Source organism: Micromonospora chokoriensis, assembly GCF_900091505.1.
Classification (GTDB): Bacteria; Actinomycetota; Actinomycetes; order Mycobacteriales; family Micromonosporaceae; genus Micromonospora; species Micromonospora chokoriensis.
Window position 1 is genome coordinate 1,529,559 of sequence record NZ_LT607409.1, and the last position, 15,476, is coordinate 1,545,034.

Consider the following 15,476-nt stretch of genomic DNA (forward strand, 5'->3'; position numbering starts at 1 on the left):
GGGGCACTGCGGCACGGGGGCGTCGGGTCAGGCGCGGCTCTGGGTCCACTCCAGCAGTTGCTCGGCTGGCCAGGTGTTGACGACCCGGTCCGCGGGGACGCCGCAGAGCGCGGCCCGCTCGCAGCCGAACCGCTGCCAGTCGAGTTGGCCGGGTGCGTGCGCGTCCGTGTTGATGGCGAACCGGCAGCCGGCCTCCAGCGCGCGGCGGATCAGCCGCTTCGGCGGGTCCTGCCGTTCCGGCCGGGAGTTGATCTCCACGGCGGTGTCGTGCTCCGCGCAGGCGGCGAAGACCGCGTCCGGGTCGAAGTCGCTCTCCGCCCGGGTCCGGGCGCGGTGCCCCTTGTCACCGGGGCCGGTCACCCCGGCCGGGCGGGACGACACCATCCGGCCGGTGACGTGACCGAGGATGTCCAGGTGCGGGTTGGCTACCGCCGTCACCATCCGCCGGGTCATCTTCGACCGTTCGTCCTTCAGGCCGCTGTGCACCGACCCGACCACCACATCGAGCCGGGCCAGCAGATCCTCGTCCTGGTCCAGCGAGCCGTCGGCGAGGATGTCCACTTCGATGCCGGTGAGGATCCGGAACCCCTCGGGCAGTGCCGCGTTGACCTGCGCCACGTAGTCGAGCTGCCGGCGCAGCCGCTCCGCGGTCAGGCCCCGGGCCACCGTCAGCCGGGGCGAATGGTCGGTCAACACCACGTACTCGTGACCCAACTCCACAGCGGCCAACGCCATCTCCTCGATCGGAGAGCCGCCGTCGGACCAGTCCGAGTGGGTGTGGCAGTCGCCCCGCAGGGCGGCGCGGAGCGCCGTCGCCTCGGCATCCAGGTCGCTGCCCTCGGTCGCCACCAACCGGCGCAGGTAGACCGGCTCCTCACCGGCCAGCGACTCCGCCACGCAGCGGGCCGTCACGTCACCGACCCCGGCCAACTCGGTGAGCGTGCCGTTGCCCGCCCGGGCGGCCACCTCGTCCGCCGGCAAACCTGCTAACGCCTTCGCCGCCGACCGGAACGCGCGAACCCGGTAGGTGGCCTCGTTCGCCCGTTCCAACAGGAACGCGATCCGGCGCAGGTCGGCGATGGGATCTCTCGAACCGGCCATGTCAGGGAGCCTTCGGACAGCCGTGCTTGCGCTGCCACGCGGTCACCTCGGCAGCCGGTTCCCGATTGCCGCCACGCCGCCAGGAATCCAGGTAACGCGCCGGCCAGAGCACCCCGCGCCGGATCCACCAGCCGTCCTTGCCGGTACACGGCGGCGAGATGCCGAAGTGCACATGGCACACGTTGTTGGCGTTGCCGGTGCGCCCGACCTTGCCGAGCTGCTGCCCGGCACGGACCCGCACGCCGGCGTCGATGCCGCTGGTGACGACGCTCAGGTGCGAGCCGTAGTAACGAACCCCGTCGTCGCCGAGCAGGGAGACCGACAGGCCGCCGTTGTCCGGACCCTGCGGCCCACGCTTCCGGTACCTGTCGACCCGACTCACCTCGAGCACCGTCCCGTCGGTCACCGCGACGAACGGCTCACCGCAGTCGGCGAAGAGGTCAGTGGCCGGGTACGCCCCGTGCGTCGGGTGGTAGTCGACGTTGTCGGCGCGTACCGGGAAGACATGCCGCAGCCCGGCGCGCGGTGCCGCCGACGACGGCCCGGCCGACGACGGTGTCGGGGTCGGTGTCGGGCGGTCGGCCGTCGGTGACGGCGCCGCCGGCTGGTCGGCGGTCGCCCAGACGGCCGGCGGCGTCGGCGCGGCACCGTCGGCGGGCACCCCCGGCCGGGTGGTCGCGCACCCGGCGGCCAGCACCGGGGCGAGCAGCAGCAGGATCGGGTACGCCGGACGCACGCGGCGGCCGATCGTCGGCGACGGCATCCGGTCATCCTGGCAGAGCCGGTACCGTGGGCACGAGCGACGCGCGTGAGGGGAGGGCAGCGACGGTGACCATCGCCCGACCCGATCCCGGCCCGGATCCCGGTGCCGTCGTCCGCCCGGTGGCGCGTACCCCCTCTGGTCTCTTTCCCGCCGGGCCCCCGCACCGGCCCACCTACCGCGAACCGCACCCGGTCACCGGTGGCGGCGTCGCCGCCGGGGGTGCCGCCGCGGCAGCCTGGTTCCTGCTGTTCGGCCTGCTCGGCACCGACGTCGCCAGCTACGCGTGGTGGACCGTGACGGCCGGTCTGTTGGCGTGGCTGACCTCCCTGGTGCTGGTCCGCCACGGCGACCGTGGGGTCGCCACCGGAGTCGCCATCGTCACCGCGGGAGGCTGGAGCATCGCCGCCGCCGCGCTGGCGGTCCGCTGGGCCACCAGCGGCGACTGGCCGCTGTGGTGACCGGTCCCGACCGTCCCGTGAACACGCCCGAAACGGCTCGGTAACAGGGTCGACGACTGCGCGGTGTGCCCGGTTGGCTGCTCAGCGAACGCCGTCTTGACGTGGCCGCCGAGACTCGGCACGCTCGGCATCATGGCCTGGACCACCCCGCGACAGGACCCCGATCGCAGCCGCCGCCGCCTCCAGTTGTTGGCCGAGTTGGCGGGTGCCCGCGCGGTCCGTCAGCGCAGCCGACCCCAGCGGCAGCGCACCGAACGTCTGCGCCAGCTCATCGCCACCCGCCGTCGGGTCACCGGCTGATCCTTTGACAGGTTTGACCGGCCCTTCGGGGCGTTGACCGGTCGCCCGCCGACCTGACCGGCTAACGTGCACGCGTAACGAGTCGGCGCTGTGCCGAGGGGCTATTGGGGGGACCGTGTCGTACTTCGCTGCGGCCGTGGTGCGCGACGACAGTGGCTGGACCGCCGCCGAGGTCAGCCTGCGTGGCGCCACCGACATCGACGAGGTCGCCGACCGGCTGCGGGACGTCGACCAGGAGGCCGACGTGTCGCTGCTCTTCGTCGAGGCGGATGACGCGTATCTGGTCGTCCTTCGTCTCGACGAAGGCGAGGACCTGCGGGTGTTCGGTTCGGATTCCGCGTACGCCGAGGAGTCCCAGCTCGGTGCGCTGCTGGTCGGTGACCTGAAGACCTCGGTCACCGGGCTCGACGGCGACGAGGAGCCACGCCCGACGAGCACCGGCGACGACGAGAGCGAGCAGCCCGTCGTCGACCCGGAGGCCGACCCGGTCGGTGATGCCGACCTGCTGGCCAACCTGGGCATCTCCGCGCAGAAGCTGCTGACCCTGTGCGCGCACGAGGGGATGATGCCGGCGGACGTCACCGCCGAGATCTGCCAGGTCCTCGGCTGCGCGGACGAGGTCGAGGAGCTGCGTGAGGTCTGAGCCGGCCGACGCCACGGATCCTTCGCTGGAGTCGATCCGGCCGGGGCAACCCACTCCCGGCGCGGTGGGCCGGGCCGGGCCCGGCGCCCACGAGGGCCTCGCCGATCTGGGTGAGGTCGGGCGACGGCAGCGGCACGAGCTGTGGATGCGCCGCGCGCTGGAGGTCGCCGTCACCAGCCCCGCAGGCTCCGCCGCCGGCAGCACGGACGTGGACGACGTGCCGGTCGGCGCGGTGCTCTACGGGCCGGACGGCAGGGAGGTGGCCGTCGGACGCAACGAGCGGGAGCTGACCGGCGACCCGACCGCCCACGCCGAGGTGCTGGCCCTACGGCGGGCTGCCGAGCGGACCGGCCGGTGGCGGTTGGACGGCTGCACCCTCGTGGTGACCCTCGAACCGTGCACCATGTGCGCGGGCGCTCTGGTGCTGGCCCGGGTCTCCACGGTCGTCTTCGGGGCGTGGGAGCCGAAGACCGGCGCGGCCGGGTCACTCTGGGACGTCCTGCGCGACCGTCGACTCAACCACCGCCCCGAGGTCTACGGCGGGGTGCTGGAGGCCGAGACGTCCGCGGTGCTGCGCGCCTTCTTCCGCTGAGCCCACTCCGGTCAGGCCGGTGGAAGCGTGACCGTGACGATCAGGCCGCCGGCTGCTCGGGGCTGCGCCTCGGCGGTGCCGCCGTGGGCCCGGGCCACCGCGCGGACGATGGACAACCCCAACCCGAAGCCACGCGTACCGGCGACCCGCTCCCGGGACAGCCGACGGAACGGTTGGAACATCGTCTCGACGTCGTAGCCGGCGATGACCGGGCCGGTGTTGCTCACCGTCAGGGTGGGCCGCCCGTCGACCAGCCCGGTCCGCACCTCCACCCACCCGTCAGCGGGCACATTGTGGCGCAACGCGTTCTCCACCAGATTGAACGTGAGCCGCTCCAACAGCACCGGGTCGCCGCTGGTCGGCGCGGACTCCAGGGCCCGCCGCACCGTCACGTCGGGTGACTGCTTCCCGGCCTGGTCGGTCAGGTGCGCGCAGACCTCCGCCAGGTCGACCGGCGTACGCTCGGTCAGCTCGTTCTCCGAGTCGGCCAGTGTCAACAGGCCGTCGATCAGCCGCTCGTGCCTCTCGTTGACCGCCAGCAGCGACTCGCCCAGTTGCCGGGTCTCCGCCGAGGCGTCCGGGCGGGTGATGGCCAGCTCCACCAGGGCGCGGTTGAGCGCCAGCGGGGTACGCAGCTCGTGCGAGGCGTTCGCCACGAACCGGCGCTGCCCGTCGAAGGAGCGGTCCAGCCGTTCCAGCATCTCGTCGAACGTGTCGGCGAGTTCGCGTACCTCGTCGGCAGGGCCGGTGAGCGCGATCCGCTCGTGCAGACCACGGCCGGCGGTGTCCGCGCCGGCGATCCGGCGGGCCGTGCCGGTGATCTGGAGCAGGGGTTGCAACGCCCGACCCGCGAGCAGCCAGCCGAATGCGATCGCCACCGTCGACACCACGATCAACGCGATGCCGCCCTGGGTGAGCAGCGACTCCAACGCGTTGCGCTTCGCCTCGTCCTGCACCTCCTGCAACAGACCGCGCAGGTTGTCGACGTTCTGACCGCTGGGCGTCGTGGGAGAGGTCTTCGGCAGGTCGCGCAGGCTCACCCCGAACGGCTGCGGCATCCGCTGATCCACCAGCACGTACGTAACGGCGAGCAGGACCACGCCGGCCAACAGGAAGAGCCCGCCGTAGATGAGGGTGAGCCGGGCACGGATCGTGAGCCGTTTCATCGGATCTGGTACCCCGCCCCGGGAATCGTCTCGATCACCGGCGGGTCGCCGAGCTTGCGGCGCAGCTTCATCACGGTCACCCGGACCACGTTGGTGAACGGGTCGATGTGCTCGTCCCAGGCGCGTTCCAGCAGGTCCTCGGCGGAGACCACAGCCCCGTCGGCGCGCAGCAGCTCGGCCAGCACCGCGAACTCCTTGCGGGACAGCGGGACGTGCCGGTCGTCCCGGCGTACCTCGTGGCGGGCCGGGTCGAGCTGGATGCCGGCGCGACGCAGCGTCGGCGGCGTCGCCGGGCGGGCCCGCCGGGTCAGCGCATGCACCCGGGCCGACAGCTCCACCAGGGCGAACGGCTTCGTCAGGTAGTCGTCCGCGCCGAGCGCCAACCCCGCCACCCGCTCCCGGACCGCCGCCGCGGCGGTCAGCATCAGCACCCGGGTCTCCCCACCCGCGTCGACGATCGCCCGGCACACGTCGTCGCCGTGCACCACCGGCAGGTCCCGGTCCAGGACCACCACGGCGTACTCGTTGACACCCAGCCGCTCCAACGCGGCGTCCCCGTCGTACGCCACGTCGACAGCGAACGACTCCCGACGCAGCCACTCGGCGATGGCGTCCGCCAGCACGGTCTCGTCCTCGACCACCAGCACTCTCACCCCTCCATGGTGCTCGGGGTGCGGTAACGCCGGCATAACCGCCGACGGTAACGCCGGGGATACGTCCGCTGCCGTGCACTGGGGTCACGTTCGGCGGACCGCGCCGGACCTGAGCGGAAGCGGACACGATGCGACGACAGATGCTCGCGATTCCCGTCCTGCTCGCCCTGGCGCTTGCTGGTTGCGGCGCGGGAGGCGACGACGGCGGCGGGGTCGCGACCGCCGGTGGAGCGAAGACCGAGGCCACGACGAGCGGCGCGCCGGTCGGTGACTCGGACCGGCAACTCGCCTTCGCCCGGTGCATGCGCGAGAACGGGGTGGACATGCCCGACCCGGAGCCGGGTGGCCGTCCCGGTTTCCGGCTCGGTGCGGACGTGGATCAGCAGAAGGTCCAGGCCGCCATGGAGAAGTGCCAGGACAAGCTGCCCAACGGCGGGCAGGGGCCGCAGCTCAACCCCGAGCAGGCCGAGCAGATGCGCGCCATGGCCAAGTGCATGCGGGAGAACGGGGTGCCGGACTTCCCGGACCCGGACGCCGACGGACGGGTTCGGATCGGAACCGGGGACAAGGCGATCAACATCGGTGATCCGGCCATGAAGGCCGCAATGGAGAAGTGCCGGCAGCACGCACCGCAGTTCGGGGGTGGCCGGTGACCGGCACCACCCGACGTCCGTGGCTGCGGGCCGCCGTCAGCGGGGGCATCGTTCTGCTGGTCGCCGCCGTGGGCGTGATCGCCGCGGTGGGCTTCGGCGGCGGCGACGCCGGACGCGACCAGGCCCGGGCCGGCACCACGGCACCGGCCACCGCCGCCGTCACCAGGCAGACCCTCGCCGACTCGGAAACCGCCGACGGCCACCTGGGGTACGGCACGCCACGCACCGCCACGGCGAAGCTCAGCGGCACCGTCACCGCGCTGGCGGCGACCGGGTCGACGGTGCGGCGGGGTAAGCCGCTCTACCTGGTCGACAACGAGGAGGTGGTGCTCCTCTACGGCGGGCTGCCCGCGTACCGGACTCTCGCTCCCGGGATGGAGGGCGCCGACGTCGCGCAGTTCGAGCGGAACCTCAAGGCGCTGGGCTACACCGGTTTCACTGTCGACGACGAGTACACCGGCAGCACCGCCGACGCCGTGCGGGAGTGGCAGGAGGACCTCGGGCTGGCCGAGACCGGTCGGGTCGAGCCGGGTCGGGTCGTGTACGCCGACCGGGAGCTCCGGGTGGAGAGCCACCAGGCCGACGTCGGCGATCTCACCCAGCCCGGCCAGGCGGTGCTCACCTACACCGGCACCGACCGCGTGGTCACCGTCGAACTGGACATGGACGACCAGCGGCTGGCCAAGCGGGACGCGAAGGTCGCCGTGAAGCTGCCGGACGGACAGACGGTGGACGGCACCGTCAGCACTGTCGAGACGGTCGTCCAGCCGGGCACGGACGGTGCCAACGGGCAGTCCGGCGACACCGAGACGACGATCGAGGTGACGGTCGCGGTGACCGACCCGAAGGCCCTCACCGGCTTCGACCAGGCCAGCGCCGATGTCACGTTCACCGTCGCGGAGCGCCGCGACGTGCTCACCGTGCCGGTGGCGGCGCTGCTGGCGCTCGCGGAGGGCGGTTATGGCGTCCAGGTCGCCGAGGGTGGCGCCAGTCGGATCCTCGCGGTGACGACCGGGCTGTTCGCCGACGGTCGGGTGGAGGTCGACGGCGCGGGCGTCGCCGAGGGCATGACGGTGGTGGTGCCGACGTGACCGGCGAGGTGATCGTGCTCGACCGGGTCAGCAAGAGGTACGCCGGTGACGTCGTCGCACTGGACGACGTGTCACTGCGGGTCGGCCACGGCGAGTTGGTGGCGATCGTCGGCCCGTCCGGGTCGGGCAAGTCGACAATGCTGCACCTGATCGGCATCCTGGACCGCCCGTCGTCGGGCACCGTGCACGTCGACGGGTACGACGCGGCGAAACTGAGCGACCGGGAGCTGTCGGCGTTGCGGGCCACCCGGATCGGCTTCGTCTTCCAGCAGTTCCACCTGGCTCCCGGTGTCCCGGTCCTGGACAACGTGGCCGACGGGTTGCTCTACTCCGGCGTACCCCGCAGGAGGCGGCGCGAACGCGCGGAGGCCGCGCTGGTCCGGGTCGGCCTGGGCCACCGGTTGCGGCACCGGCCGCACGAACTGTCCGGCGGCGAACGGCAGCGGGTGGCCGTGGCCCGCGCGGTGGTCGGCGAGCCGGCGGTGCTGCTCGCCGACGAGCCGACCGGCAACCTCGACTCCAGCTCCGGGGCGGGGGTGTTGGAGTTGCTGCATGACCTGCACCGGGCGGGCACCACCGTTGTGGTGATCACCCATGACCGGGAGATCGCCGAAAGTCTGCCCCGGCAGGTACGGATGCGCGACGGCGCGGTGCGGCACGACTCGGCCTTCACGCCGGGCGGGGTCGGCTGATGGCGGCGCTGCACCAGGCCCGGCTCACCCCGGCCCGGATGGGACCGGCGGACATCCTGCGCGTCGGCGGGGTGGGTCTGCGCACCCGTCCGCTGCGGGCGTTCCTCTCCGCGCTGGGCATCGCGATCGGCATCGCCGCGATGATCGCGGTCGTCGGCATCTCCTCGTCGTCCCGGGCCGAGTTGGACCGCGCACTGGACGCCCTCGGCACCAACCTCCTCACCGTCGAGCCGGGTAACACCCTGTTCGGCACGGACGCGCAACTGCCCGAGGAGTCGATCGCGATGATCGGGCGGATCGGCCCGGTGACCGACGTGTCGGCGACCGGGCAGGTCTTCGACGCCAAGGTCTACCGCTCGGACCGGATTCCGGCGGCGGAGACCGGTGGCATCGCCACCCGGGCGGCCCGGCTGGACCTGCTCGCCACCGTCGGTGCCGAACTGGCCACCGGTACCTGGCTCAACGAGGCGACGGCACGCTACCCGGCGGTCGTGCTCGGCGCCACCGCCGCGCAGCGGCTCGGGATCACCACGGCGGACCCGCAGGTGCAGGTGTGGCTCGGCGGGCGACCGTTCACTGTCGTCGGCACCCTCGCCGCCGCACCACTCGCCCCGGAACTGGACACCTCGGCACTGATCGGCTGGACGGCCGCGACGCAGTATCTGGGCTTCGACGGCCACCCGACCACCGTCTACACCCGGGTACAGGAGTCGCAGGTCGACGCCGTCCGGTCGGTGCTCGGCGCGACCGCGAACCCGGAGGCGCCGAACGAGGTCGAGGTGTCCCGGCCCTCGGACGCGCTGGCCGCCGCCCAGGCGACCGACGACGCGTTCACCGGTCTGCTGTTGGGCCTGGGCGCTGTCGCACTGCTGGTCGGCGGGGTCGGCGTGGCGAACACCATGGTGATCTCGGTGCTGGAACGGCGGGCCGAGATCGGCCTGCGCCGGTCGCTCGGAGCGACCCGGGGTCAGGTACGCACCCAGTTCCTCGCCGAGTCGCTGCTGCTCTCCGCGCTCGGTGGGACCGGCGGGGTGGTGCTGGGGATCCTGGTCACCTCGGGATACGCGGTGTCCCAGGGCTGGCCGACAGTGGTGCCGGCCTGGGCGACGCTCGGCGGCGTCGGCGCGACACTGGTCATCGGCGGCCTCGCGGGCCTCTACCCGGCGGTGCGCGCCGCCCGCCTCGCGCCGACCGAGGCGCTGGCCGCCGTCTGAGGCTGCTCGACCTGGTTGCCGCCGCGCTTGGGCCGCCCGGTCCGTGGTCCGCCTGGGCCGCCCGGCCTGTGGTCCGCCTGGGCGGGCCTGTTGCGAATGAGCGGTATGACTCAGAGTCATGTTTATACCTCTGAGTCATACCGCTCTCGGCAGTGAAGCCGCCCCCCGCCGAAACGGATCAGGCGATGATCGTGTCGAGGGCGATCTCGACCATCTGGCTGAAGGTCTGCTCGCGCTCCTCCGACGTGGTCTTCTCGCCGGTCTTGATGTGGTCGCTGACCGTCAGCACCGTCAACGCGCGGGCCTTGAACCGGGCCGCGATCGTGTAGAGCGCCGCCGACTCCATCTCCACCGCCAGCACGCCGTAGTCGGCGAGGGTGTCGTAGAGGTCCGGCCGGTCGGTGTAGAAGGCGTCCGCCGCCAGGATCGGCCCGACGTGCATGCTGATGCCGCGCCGCTCGGCCACCTCGACCGAGGTACGCAGCAGCCCGAAGTCCGCCACCGGGGCGTAGTCGATCAGCCCGTCGAAGCGCATCCGGTTCATGTTCGAGTCGGTGGACGACCCGATCGCCGCCACCACGTCCCGCAGTTGCAGGTCAGTGCTGAGGGCGCCGCAGGAGCCGACCCGGATCAGCGTCTTCACGCCGTACTCGTTGATCAGCTCGTGGGCGTAGATGGAGGCCGACGGCATGCCCATGCCGGAGCCCTGGACGGAAACCTCGACGCCGTTCCAGCGGCCGGTGAAACCCAGCATGCCCCGAACCGTCGAGTAGCAGGTGGCGCCCTCGAGGTAGGTCTCCGCGATCCACTTGGCCCGCAGGGGGTCACCCGGCATCAGGACCCGCTCGGCGATCTCGCCCGGCTTCGCGCCGATGTGCGTACTCATGGCAAAGATCCTGCCAGGCCGGCCGGGGCGATACCGGTTCGGCGTCCGAACCAACGGTCCTGTACCCTCGTCGGCGGTGGCGTGTCCGAGCGGCCTAAGGAGCACGCCTCGAAAGCGTGTGAGGGTTAACGCCCTCCGAGGGTTCAAATCCCTCCGCCACCGCTCTGTAGTGCGGGAAAGCCCGGTCGATCCGCGAGGATCGGCCGGGCTTTCCCGTTTCGGAGTTACGCCACACGCCCGGCGAAACGGGATACGGGGTACGCAAGGCGTTATTTCCCCCAACCGGCCCAGGTGTGAGGTGGTCGTCGGTGCCGGCGGGTGCGACTGCCCGCCGACCTCACGTCGGGCTGATCGATCCGGGCCGCTCAGCAGGGGCCGGTGCCTTCGTCGAAGAGGCGGCGGGCCCAGTCCGCGTACCCGGCGATGGTTTTTCGGACCGTGCGCCCGTCGTGCAGGAACAGGTACGCGCGGTCGCCGCTGCGGGCGAGCAGCCCGTCCAGGCGATGTGTCCCCTGTGGAGCAGCGAGCCGGGTCACCTCCGGGTAGCGCGCCCAGACCTGGTCGACGGGCGAGCCCGCGGTGATGCCCTCGGGTGTCCGCATTGGATCCCCGACCCAGAGCAGCACCAGTCTGTCCTCCATGAAGACCGGGCTGACCGTGTCGTGGCCGACGAGCATCGGCCCGCAGGAATCCAGGCTGGTACGCAGGATGCCGCGTCGGGTCAGCTCGTCCTCGGTGTCGCCGAACTCGATGTTGCGCAGGCCGTTCAGGTCGATGATCTCCACGCTGCCGGCGGGCCGACCGTCCGGGATGGACCCGGTCGGCGGTACGCCACTGCCTGCGATCGAGGCAGCCGTCATCAGCGTGGCGATAAAGGCAAATTGTCGCAATTTCATGGAATCCCCCAGTCCCCAACGGAACGGGGGCGCTCAGGTTGCTGGCGGCAGCCGGATTACTGGTTTTCCCACTGTTCGACCAGCTCATCCCAGTAGTCGGCGCTGAGCCGACGACGCCCGTGCGCCAGCCAACCCTCGGTGTTGCGCTCCACGTGCAACCCCAGTTCGGCGAACGGGTCGATCCAATCGCCGGGCTCGGCGCCGAGGCGGGCCAGCGCGCCGTTGATCGGCCACTGTTCGCGCGACGTGTCCAACTCGTCGTCGAAGCGTGGCCCCCAGGTCAGCGCCCCGCCCAGCCACACCGCCGCCGACTGGTAACCGGCGCCACCGCCGAACTCCGCCTCCAGGTAGGCCACCGGCCCCGACTCCGACCACCGGGCCAGCGACTCGACGAGCGCCGGCGACAACACCAGGCCGAACGGATGCTCGGCGCTGCGGTCGTCCGTCGCGAAATCCGGCAGCGACCCGGTCAGCTCCACCACCAACTGCGGGGTGACCGGCAGCAGCCCGAAATCCTGGCGCAGCTCCCCGAGGACCGCGTGATCCAGCTCGGCGGTCTGCTCGCGGAGCAGTTCGACGTCCGCGACCACCGCGCTGAGCTGGTATGCCATCGAGTCCCTCCGCCGTCCACAGCCTGTGGATAGAACATGTGTACGACGGGTTCCGGGCTGGACCGGCGTCGATCCCCGGACCGTACCCGCCCGGCGGCGGCAGATTTCCTGCCGGGACCCGTTGTACGGTCCTGGTCATGGCTGACCAGTTGATCGTCCCCGGTATGCCGTCCCCGCTCGTGCCGTCGCCCGAAGGGCTCTGGCGGGTGGACGAGGCGGCCGGTGCGGTGACGGTGTCGGCGCAGCCGCGCACTGACATCTTCATCGACCCGAGTGGCGGCGCGGGCCAGGATGCCCCGGCGCCCGTCCTCAACGCGGCGACGCTGCTCGGCGACCTGCCGCCAGAGGGGGACTTCCAGTTCAGTGCCCGGGTCACCGTGGCCTTCGCCGCGACCTTCGACGCCGGGGTGCTCCTGATCTGGCGGGACGAGCGGTGCTGGGGCAAGTTGTGCTTCGAGTTCTCACCCGAGGCCGAGCCCATGATCGTGTCCGTCATCTGCCGGGGTGTCGCCGACGACGCGAACGCCTTCGTCGTGGCCGACCGGTCGGTGTGGTTGCGGGTCTCGCGAATCGGCCGCGTCTACGCCTACCACGCCTCGCTCGACGGCAGGACCTGGCAGTTGATCCGCGTGTTCAGCTTCGACGGCGACACGGCACACGACCGGATCGGCTTCGCCGGTCAGTCACCGACCGGCGAGGGGTGCGACGTGAGCTTCGACGACATCAGCTTCCGGCCCGGGCGCCTGGCCGACCTCCGCGACGGCTCCTGAGGATCGAGCCGCCGTCCACGGCCTGTGGATAGAACATGTGTACGACCGCCGGGTGTCGGCGTCTCAGTTGGCGTGGGTCACACGGTCGGCGATGTCCGCGTGCGTCTCGGTGTCACGATGCTCGAATCGCAGGCGCAAGGCCCCTCCACCGCGTGCCAGTGGGCTCCCGAGCGTGTCCTGGTCAGGCGCGCGGAGCCAGCCCGGTGACGAACGCGCGCCACGCCGTCGGCGTGAAGGTGAGCGCCGGGCCGGCCGGGTCCTTGGAATCGCGTACGCCGACGACGCCGGGCAGGTTGTCGGCGACCTCGACGCATGCGCCGCCGTTGCCGCTGCTGCGGCTGCTCTTGCGCCATCGGGCGCCGCCCAGCTCCATGACGCCGTTGAACCCCATGACTCCGCTCAGCTCCATGACTCCGCCACCTCCGAGATGAGATCGACCGACTGCCGGTGGGACAGCGCCTCCCCGCGCACGTTCTCCCACGCCGCCATCATGGCCGCGATGTCGTCCGGGTCGCTAGCCACTTGCCCCTGGAGTTGGTTGTCCAGGTAACCGGCGACCCGGTGGTCGTCGCTGTGCGCGATCACGAACGGCCCGTTCAGCCCGGCGTACGCGCCGACCGTGCTGGGCACGACGTGCACCCGGATGTGCGGCTCGGCACACGCCGCCGCCACTGCCAACAACTGCTCGCGCATCGTCGACCCGCCGCCCACCGGGCGACGGATGACCGCCTCGTCGACGACCGCCGTGAACTGCGGTGGGTCGTCCCGCCTGAGGACACCCTGGCGACCGAGTCGGACGGCGAGGTGCCGCTCGACGTCACCCCGGGGGATCAGGCCCGCGCCGACCAACACCGCACGGGCGTACGCCTCGGTCTGGAGCAAGCCCGGCAGGACCGTCGACTCGAACCAGCGAAGCGACACCGCCTCGCGCTCGATCTCCTGCCACGGACGAAACCAAATGGGGTCACGACGTCTTGAAGTGTCCGGCCAGATGTCCGACACGTCCTTGTGGAGGGCTTCCGCTGCCGCCAAGCGGTGCCGAGGATGCGGGATGCGGCCCTCGGTCAACCAACGCCCCACGGTCTTCGGGTCGACGCCGACGGTCTCGGCGAGGGATTCGATGCTGTACCCGGTGTCGCTGAGCGCCACCCGAAGTGCGTCGTTCACGGTCCCTCCATCGGATGTCTCGAATATCTGAAAACCATATCGTTACGGGGTGTGCTTGTCCGGTGACGCGCCAGAGGGTGGTTCGCAGAAGACGGCGTGGCCGGTGGAGGCGCAGGAGCCCGGCGGTCGGCGTCAGTCCGGGTGCCGCCCCACCTCCCGGTCAGGGCGACGGGGCGGCACCTGTCCAGCGCCGAAGGAGGCCCCGCCCATGCCCCGCCGCCGGTACCGCAACCACCTACCGACCCGCCCCACCTGGCGCTGCGCGGCGTGCGGCATCGCCTGGCCCTGCTCGGCGGCGAAGCTCCGACTGCTCGGCGAGTACCGGCGTGACCGACTCGCGTTGACCATCTACCTTGCGACGCTCCAGGCCGAGGCCAGCGCGCAGCTCGCCGAGGTCGACCCGGCCCGCCTGACCGAACGCTTCCTCTCCTGGACGCGCGCCCGCGGCTGAAGGCTGTCGGGGGCCCGGGCGCGCTGGAGCGATTCGGGCGCCTGGGCGCGCTGGAGGGGTGTCGGGGGCCGGGGCGCGCCGCGGCCGAAAGGGGTGTCGGGGTGCCCGCTCCCGGTGTCTCACCTGGACTGTCGTGAGGGTGGCTCGTGTTAATCTCCCACGCTGAACATGATCACCTTGAGCGACCGAGGGGACACATGATGGCCGAGGTTCCCAACACGGCGGGGCTGCTGGACCCGGACGGCGCGATGGACCGGCTCGCGGAGTGGAAAGGTCGCCTCGACCAGCTCGCGACCGCCACCGACGCGATGAGTGACCGCATCCAGGCGTTACGGGTGACGGTTGCCGACGGCAACGGGCTGGTGGAGGTCACCGTCGACTCGGTGGGCGCGTTGGTCGACCTGCAACTGGGTCAGCGGATCCAGCGGGTCGCACCGGACGTCGTCGCCAGGACGATCATGAACACGATCGGTGTGGCCAAGCGGCAGCTGGCCGACCGGGCGCAGGAGATCATCGGCGAAACCCTGGGCACCGATTCACCCGCCGCACGGGCGATCGCCGAACGTGTCGGGCAGCAACTGCGCGCCGCCGACCCCGCCGTGGACGGGGCGGACGACCAGCACGGCCGGTGAGCAGATATCGACGGACCAGCGACGACGTGATCCGCTGGCCGGACAGCCCGGACGCTCGGGCCGCACTTGAGGAGTGGCTCGCGGCGTCGTCCGCGTACCTCTCTGGTGATTTTCTCGATTTTCTTGGGGCGGACACCTGCGCGACGCCGACCTGGAGTTGGCCAGCATGCGGTGGTGCACGCTGGGCAGTACGAGCATGCCGACGGTGTTGAGCGGCGCGCGGATGTTCGGCTGCCAACTCGACGGCGCGAAGGGTGCTGTCGTCGGCCCGGTCCTCGTCGACGAGGGGACGTCGCGGTCACTCGGCGGTGTCGAGCTCGCGGCGTGGTTCTCCGGGCAGGGCGCGGAGGGCGTCCAGGTGGTGGGCTGACGCCCGTGCAGACGACTCAGGGCCGGTCCCCGTTTTGGGGCCGGCCCTGACGTTGGTGCTGCTCAGGCGAGCGGAGGATACGAGATTCGAACTCGTGAGGGTGTTAACCCAACACGCTTTCCAAGCGTGCGCCCTAGGCCTCTAGGCGAATCCTCCGCGAGCCAGGATACAGGCCCCCGTCGGGCGGGCCACCCCACCACCCCCTGAAGATCGACGGGCGGTCGGGTAGGCTGGGCGGCACCTCCCGTGCGGCGGTATCTCGTGAACCTCCCCAGGGCCGGAAGGCAGCAAGGATAAGCGAGCTCTGCCGGGTGCACGGGAGGCCTTTTCGTCTGTGGATCGGTTGATCCACACGCGTTTCGTGAAG

21 protein-coding genes, 2 tRNA genes and 1 other RNA gene are annotated in these 15,476 nt (G+C 71.5%); 14 read left to right on the forward strand and 10 right to left on the reverse strand.

From position 1 onward, the window contains the following. Positions 1–27: 27 nt before the first annotated feature. Positions 28–1,101: a PHP domain-containing protein gene (locus tag GA0070612_RS07195; protein WP_088987211.1), complete on the reverse strand. Its 1,074-nt coding sequence runs from the start codon at positions 1,099–1,101 to the stop codon at positions 28–30. Position 1,102: 1 nt separating this feature from the next. Next, positions 1,103–1,864, reverse strand: coding sequence for a M23 family metallopeptidase (locus GA0070612_RS07200; RefSeq protein ID WP_088987212.1), 762 nt, complete (start codon positions 1,862–1,864; stop codon positions 1,103–1,105). Positions 1,865–1,929: 65 nt separating this feature from the next. Here GA0070612_RS07200 and GA0070612_RS07205 point away from each other — a divergent pair, with 65 nt between their 5' ends. The 4 genes from GA0070612_RS07205 (at position 1,930) to GA0070612_RS07215 (ending at position 3,857) form a co-directional block, all read left to right on the forward strand. Continuing rightward, positions 1,930–2,322 carry a hypothetical protein gene (locus GA0070612_RS07205; protein ID WP_408630535.1) on the forward strand — a complete coding sequence of 131 codons (393 nt, stop codon included), beginning with the start codon at positions 1,930–1,932 and terminating at the stop codon, positions 2,320–2,322. A 132-nt stretch (positions 2,323–2,454) separates the two neighbouring features. After that, positions 2,455–2,622 carry a hypothetical protein gene (locus tag GA0070612_RS31790; protein WP_167393606.1) on the forward strand — a complete coding sequence of 56 codons (168 nt, stop codon included), beginning with the start codon at positions 2,455–2,457 and terminating at the stop codon, positions 2,620–2,622. Positions 2,623–2,737: 115 nt separating this feature from the next. Continuing rightward, positions 2,738–3,265, forward strand: a complete 528-nt coding sequence (locus tag GA0070612_RS07210) for a tRNA adenosine deaminase-associated protein (protein ID WP_088987213.1) — start codon at positions 2,738–2,740, stop codon at positions 3,263–3,265. 145 nt (positions 3,266–3,410) lie between these two features. Continuing rightward, entirely contained in the window at positions 3,411–3,857 is a 447-nt protein-coding gene (locus tag GA0070612_RS07215; protein WP_088991328.1) for a nucleoside deaminase, read from the forward strand. 11 nt (positions 3,858–3,868) lie between these two features. Here the strand turns inward: GA0070612_RS07215 and GA0070612_RS07220 are convergent, their stop codons facing one another. Then, a complete protein-coding gene (locus tag GA0070612_RS07220) occupies positions 3,869–5,023 on the reverse strand; it encodes a sensor histidine kinase (RefSeq protein WP_088987214.1) in 1,155 nt (384 codons plus the stop codon). Beyond that, entirely contained in the window at positions 5,020–5,676 is a 657-nt protein-coding gene (locus GA0070612_RS07225) for a response regulator transcription factor (protein ID WP_197699326.1), read from the reverse strand. The genes GA0070612_RS07220 and GA0070612_RS07225 overlap by 4 nt, the downstream gene beginning before the upstream one ends. A 140-nt stretch (positions 5,677–5,816) precedes the next feature. On the opposite strand from GA0070612_RS07225, the gene GA0070612_RS07230 reads away from it, so the two are divergent. From GA0070612_RS07230 to GA0070612_RS07245, 4 genes are read left to right on the forward strand one after another with little or no spacing between them, the layout of a single operon-like run. Then, positions 5,817–6,329: a hypothetical protein gene (locus tag GA0070612_RS07230; RefSeq protein ID WP_231924493.1), complete on the forward strand. Its 513-nt coding sequence runs from the start codon at positions 5,817–5,819 to the stop codon at positions 6,327–6,329. Next, positions 6,326–7,420, forward strand: coding sequence for an efflux RND transporter periplasmic adaptor subunit (locus GA0070612_RS07235; protein WP_088991329.1), 1,095 nt, complete (start codon positions 6,326–6,328; stop codon positions 7,418–7,420). The genes GA0070612_RS07230 and GA0070612_RS07235 overlap by 4 nt, the downstream gene beginning before the upstream one ends. A gap of 8 nt (positions 7,421–7,428) precedes the next feature. Then, complete coding sequence (locus tag GA0070612_RS07240) at positions 7,429–8,112, forward strand: ABC transporter ATP-binding protein (protein ID WP_197699413.1); 684 nt, start codon at positions 7,429–7,431, stop codon at positions 8,110–8,112. Next, on the forward strand, positions 8,112–9,326 hold the full coding sequence (locus tag GA0070612_RS07245; protein WP_408630536.1) for an ABC transporter permease: 1,215 nt from the start codon (positions 8,112–8,114) through the stop codon (positions 9,324–9,326). Before GA0070612_RS07240 ends, GA0070612_RS07245 begins: the two co-directional genes overlap by 1 nt. 178 nt (positions 9,327–9,504) lie before the next feature. On the opposite strand, the gene deoD is transcribed toward GA0070612_RS07245, so the two are convergent. Next, positions 9,505–10,212 (reverse strand): purine-nucleoside phosphorylase, encoded by a 708-nt coding sequence (gene deoD / locus GA0070612_RS07250; protein WP_030328147.1) that lies wholly within the window; start codon positions 10,210–10,212, stop codon positions 9,505–9,507. 75 nt (positions 10,213–10,287) lie between these two features. Here deoD and GA0070612_RS07255 point away from each other — a divergent pair. Beyond that, a tRNA-Ser gene (locus tag GA0070612_RS07255) sits at positions 10,288–10,374 on the forward strand. Positions 10,375–10,577: 203 nt separating this feature from the next. Here GA0070612_RS07255 and GA0070612_RS07260 read toward each other — a convergent pair. Both GA0070612_RS07260 and GA0070612_RS07265 read right to left on the reverse strand, forming a co-directional pair. Beyond that, entirely contained in the window at positions 10,578–11,072 is a 495-nt protein-coding gene (locus GA0070612_RS07260) for a thioredoxin domain-containing protein (RefSeq protein ID WP_197699327.1), read from the reverse strand. Between the two features lie 92 nt (positions 11,073–11,164). Then, complete coding sequence (locus tag GA0070612_RS07265; protein WP_088987219.1) at positions 11,165–11,719, reverse strand: hypothetical protein; 555 nt, start codon at positions 11,717–11,719, stop codon at positions 11,165–11,167. A gap of 137 nt (positions 11,720–11,856) precedes the next feature. On the opposite strand from GA0070612_RS07265, the gene GA0070612_RS07270 reads away from it, so the two are divergent. After that, entirely contained in the window at positions 11,857–12,489 is a 633-nt protein-coding gene (locus GA0070612_RS07270; RefSeq protein WP_088987220.1) for a DUF1349 domain-containing protein, read from the forward strand. Positions 12,490–12,670: 181 nt separating this feature from the next. On the opposite strand, the gene GA0070612_RS07275 is transcribed toward GA0070612_RS07270, so the two are convergent. Both GA0070612_RS07275 and GA0070612_RS07280 read right to left on the reverse strand, forming a co-directional pair. Next, complete coding sequence (locus GA0070612_RS07275) at positions 12,671–12,862, reverse strand: DUF397 domain-containing protein (protein ID WP_088991331.1); 192 nt, start codon at positions 12,860–12,862, stop codon at positions 12,671–12,673. Positions 12,863–12,888: 26 nt separating this feature from the next. Further along, a complete protein-coding gene (locus GA0070612_RS07280; RefSeq protein ID WP_088987221.1) occupies positions 12,889–13,656 on the reverse strand; it encodes a helix-turn-helix domain-containing protein in 768 nt (255 codons plus the stop codon). Between the two features lie 208 nt (positions 13,657–13,864). Here GA0070612_RS07280 and GA0070612_RS07285 point away from each other — a divergent pair, with 208 nt between their 5' ends. From GA0070612_RS07285 to GA0070612_RS07295, 3 genes are all read left to right on the forward strand, one after another. Further along, positions 13,865–14,107, forward strand: a complete 243-nt coding sequence (locus GA0070612_RS07285; protein ID WP_088987222.1) for a flavin reductase — start codon at positions 13,865–13,867, stop codon at positions 14,105–14,107. 200 nt (positions 14,108–14,307) lie between these two features. Continuing rightward, a complete protein-coding gene (locus tag GA0070612_RS07290) occupies positions 14,308–14,739 on the forward strand; it encodes a YbaB/EbfC family nucleoid-associated protein (RefSeq protein WP_088991332.1) in 432 nt (143 codons plus the stop codon). Between the two features lie 196 nt (positions 14,740–14,935). Further along, the gene (locus GA0070612_RS07295) at positions 14,936–15,109 is read left to right on the forward strand and encodes a hypothetical protein (RefSeq protein ID WP_157742440.1); all 174 of its coding nucleotides are present in this window, start codon (positions 14,936–14,938) and stop codon (positions 15,107–15,109) included. A gap of 71 nt (positions 15,110–15,180) precedes the next feature. Here GA0070612_RS07295 and GA0070612_RS07300 read toward each other — a convergent pair. Beyond that, positions 15,181–15,265 (reverse strand) — tRNA-Ser (locus GA0070612_RS07300). A gap of 82 nt (positions 15,266–15,347) precedes the next feature. Here GA0070612_RS07300 and ffs point away from each other — a divergent pair. Further along, positions 15,348–15,437, forward strand: an RNA gene (ffs, locus tag GA0070612_RS07305) — signal recognition particle sRNA small type. Positions 15,438–15,476 lie beyond the last annotated feature (39 nt).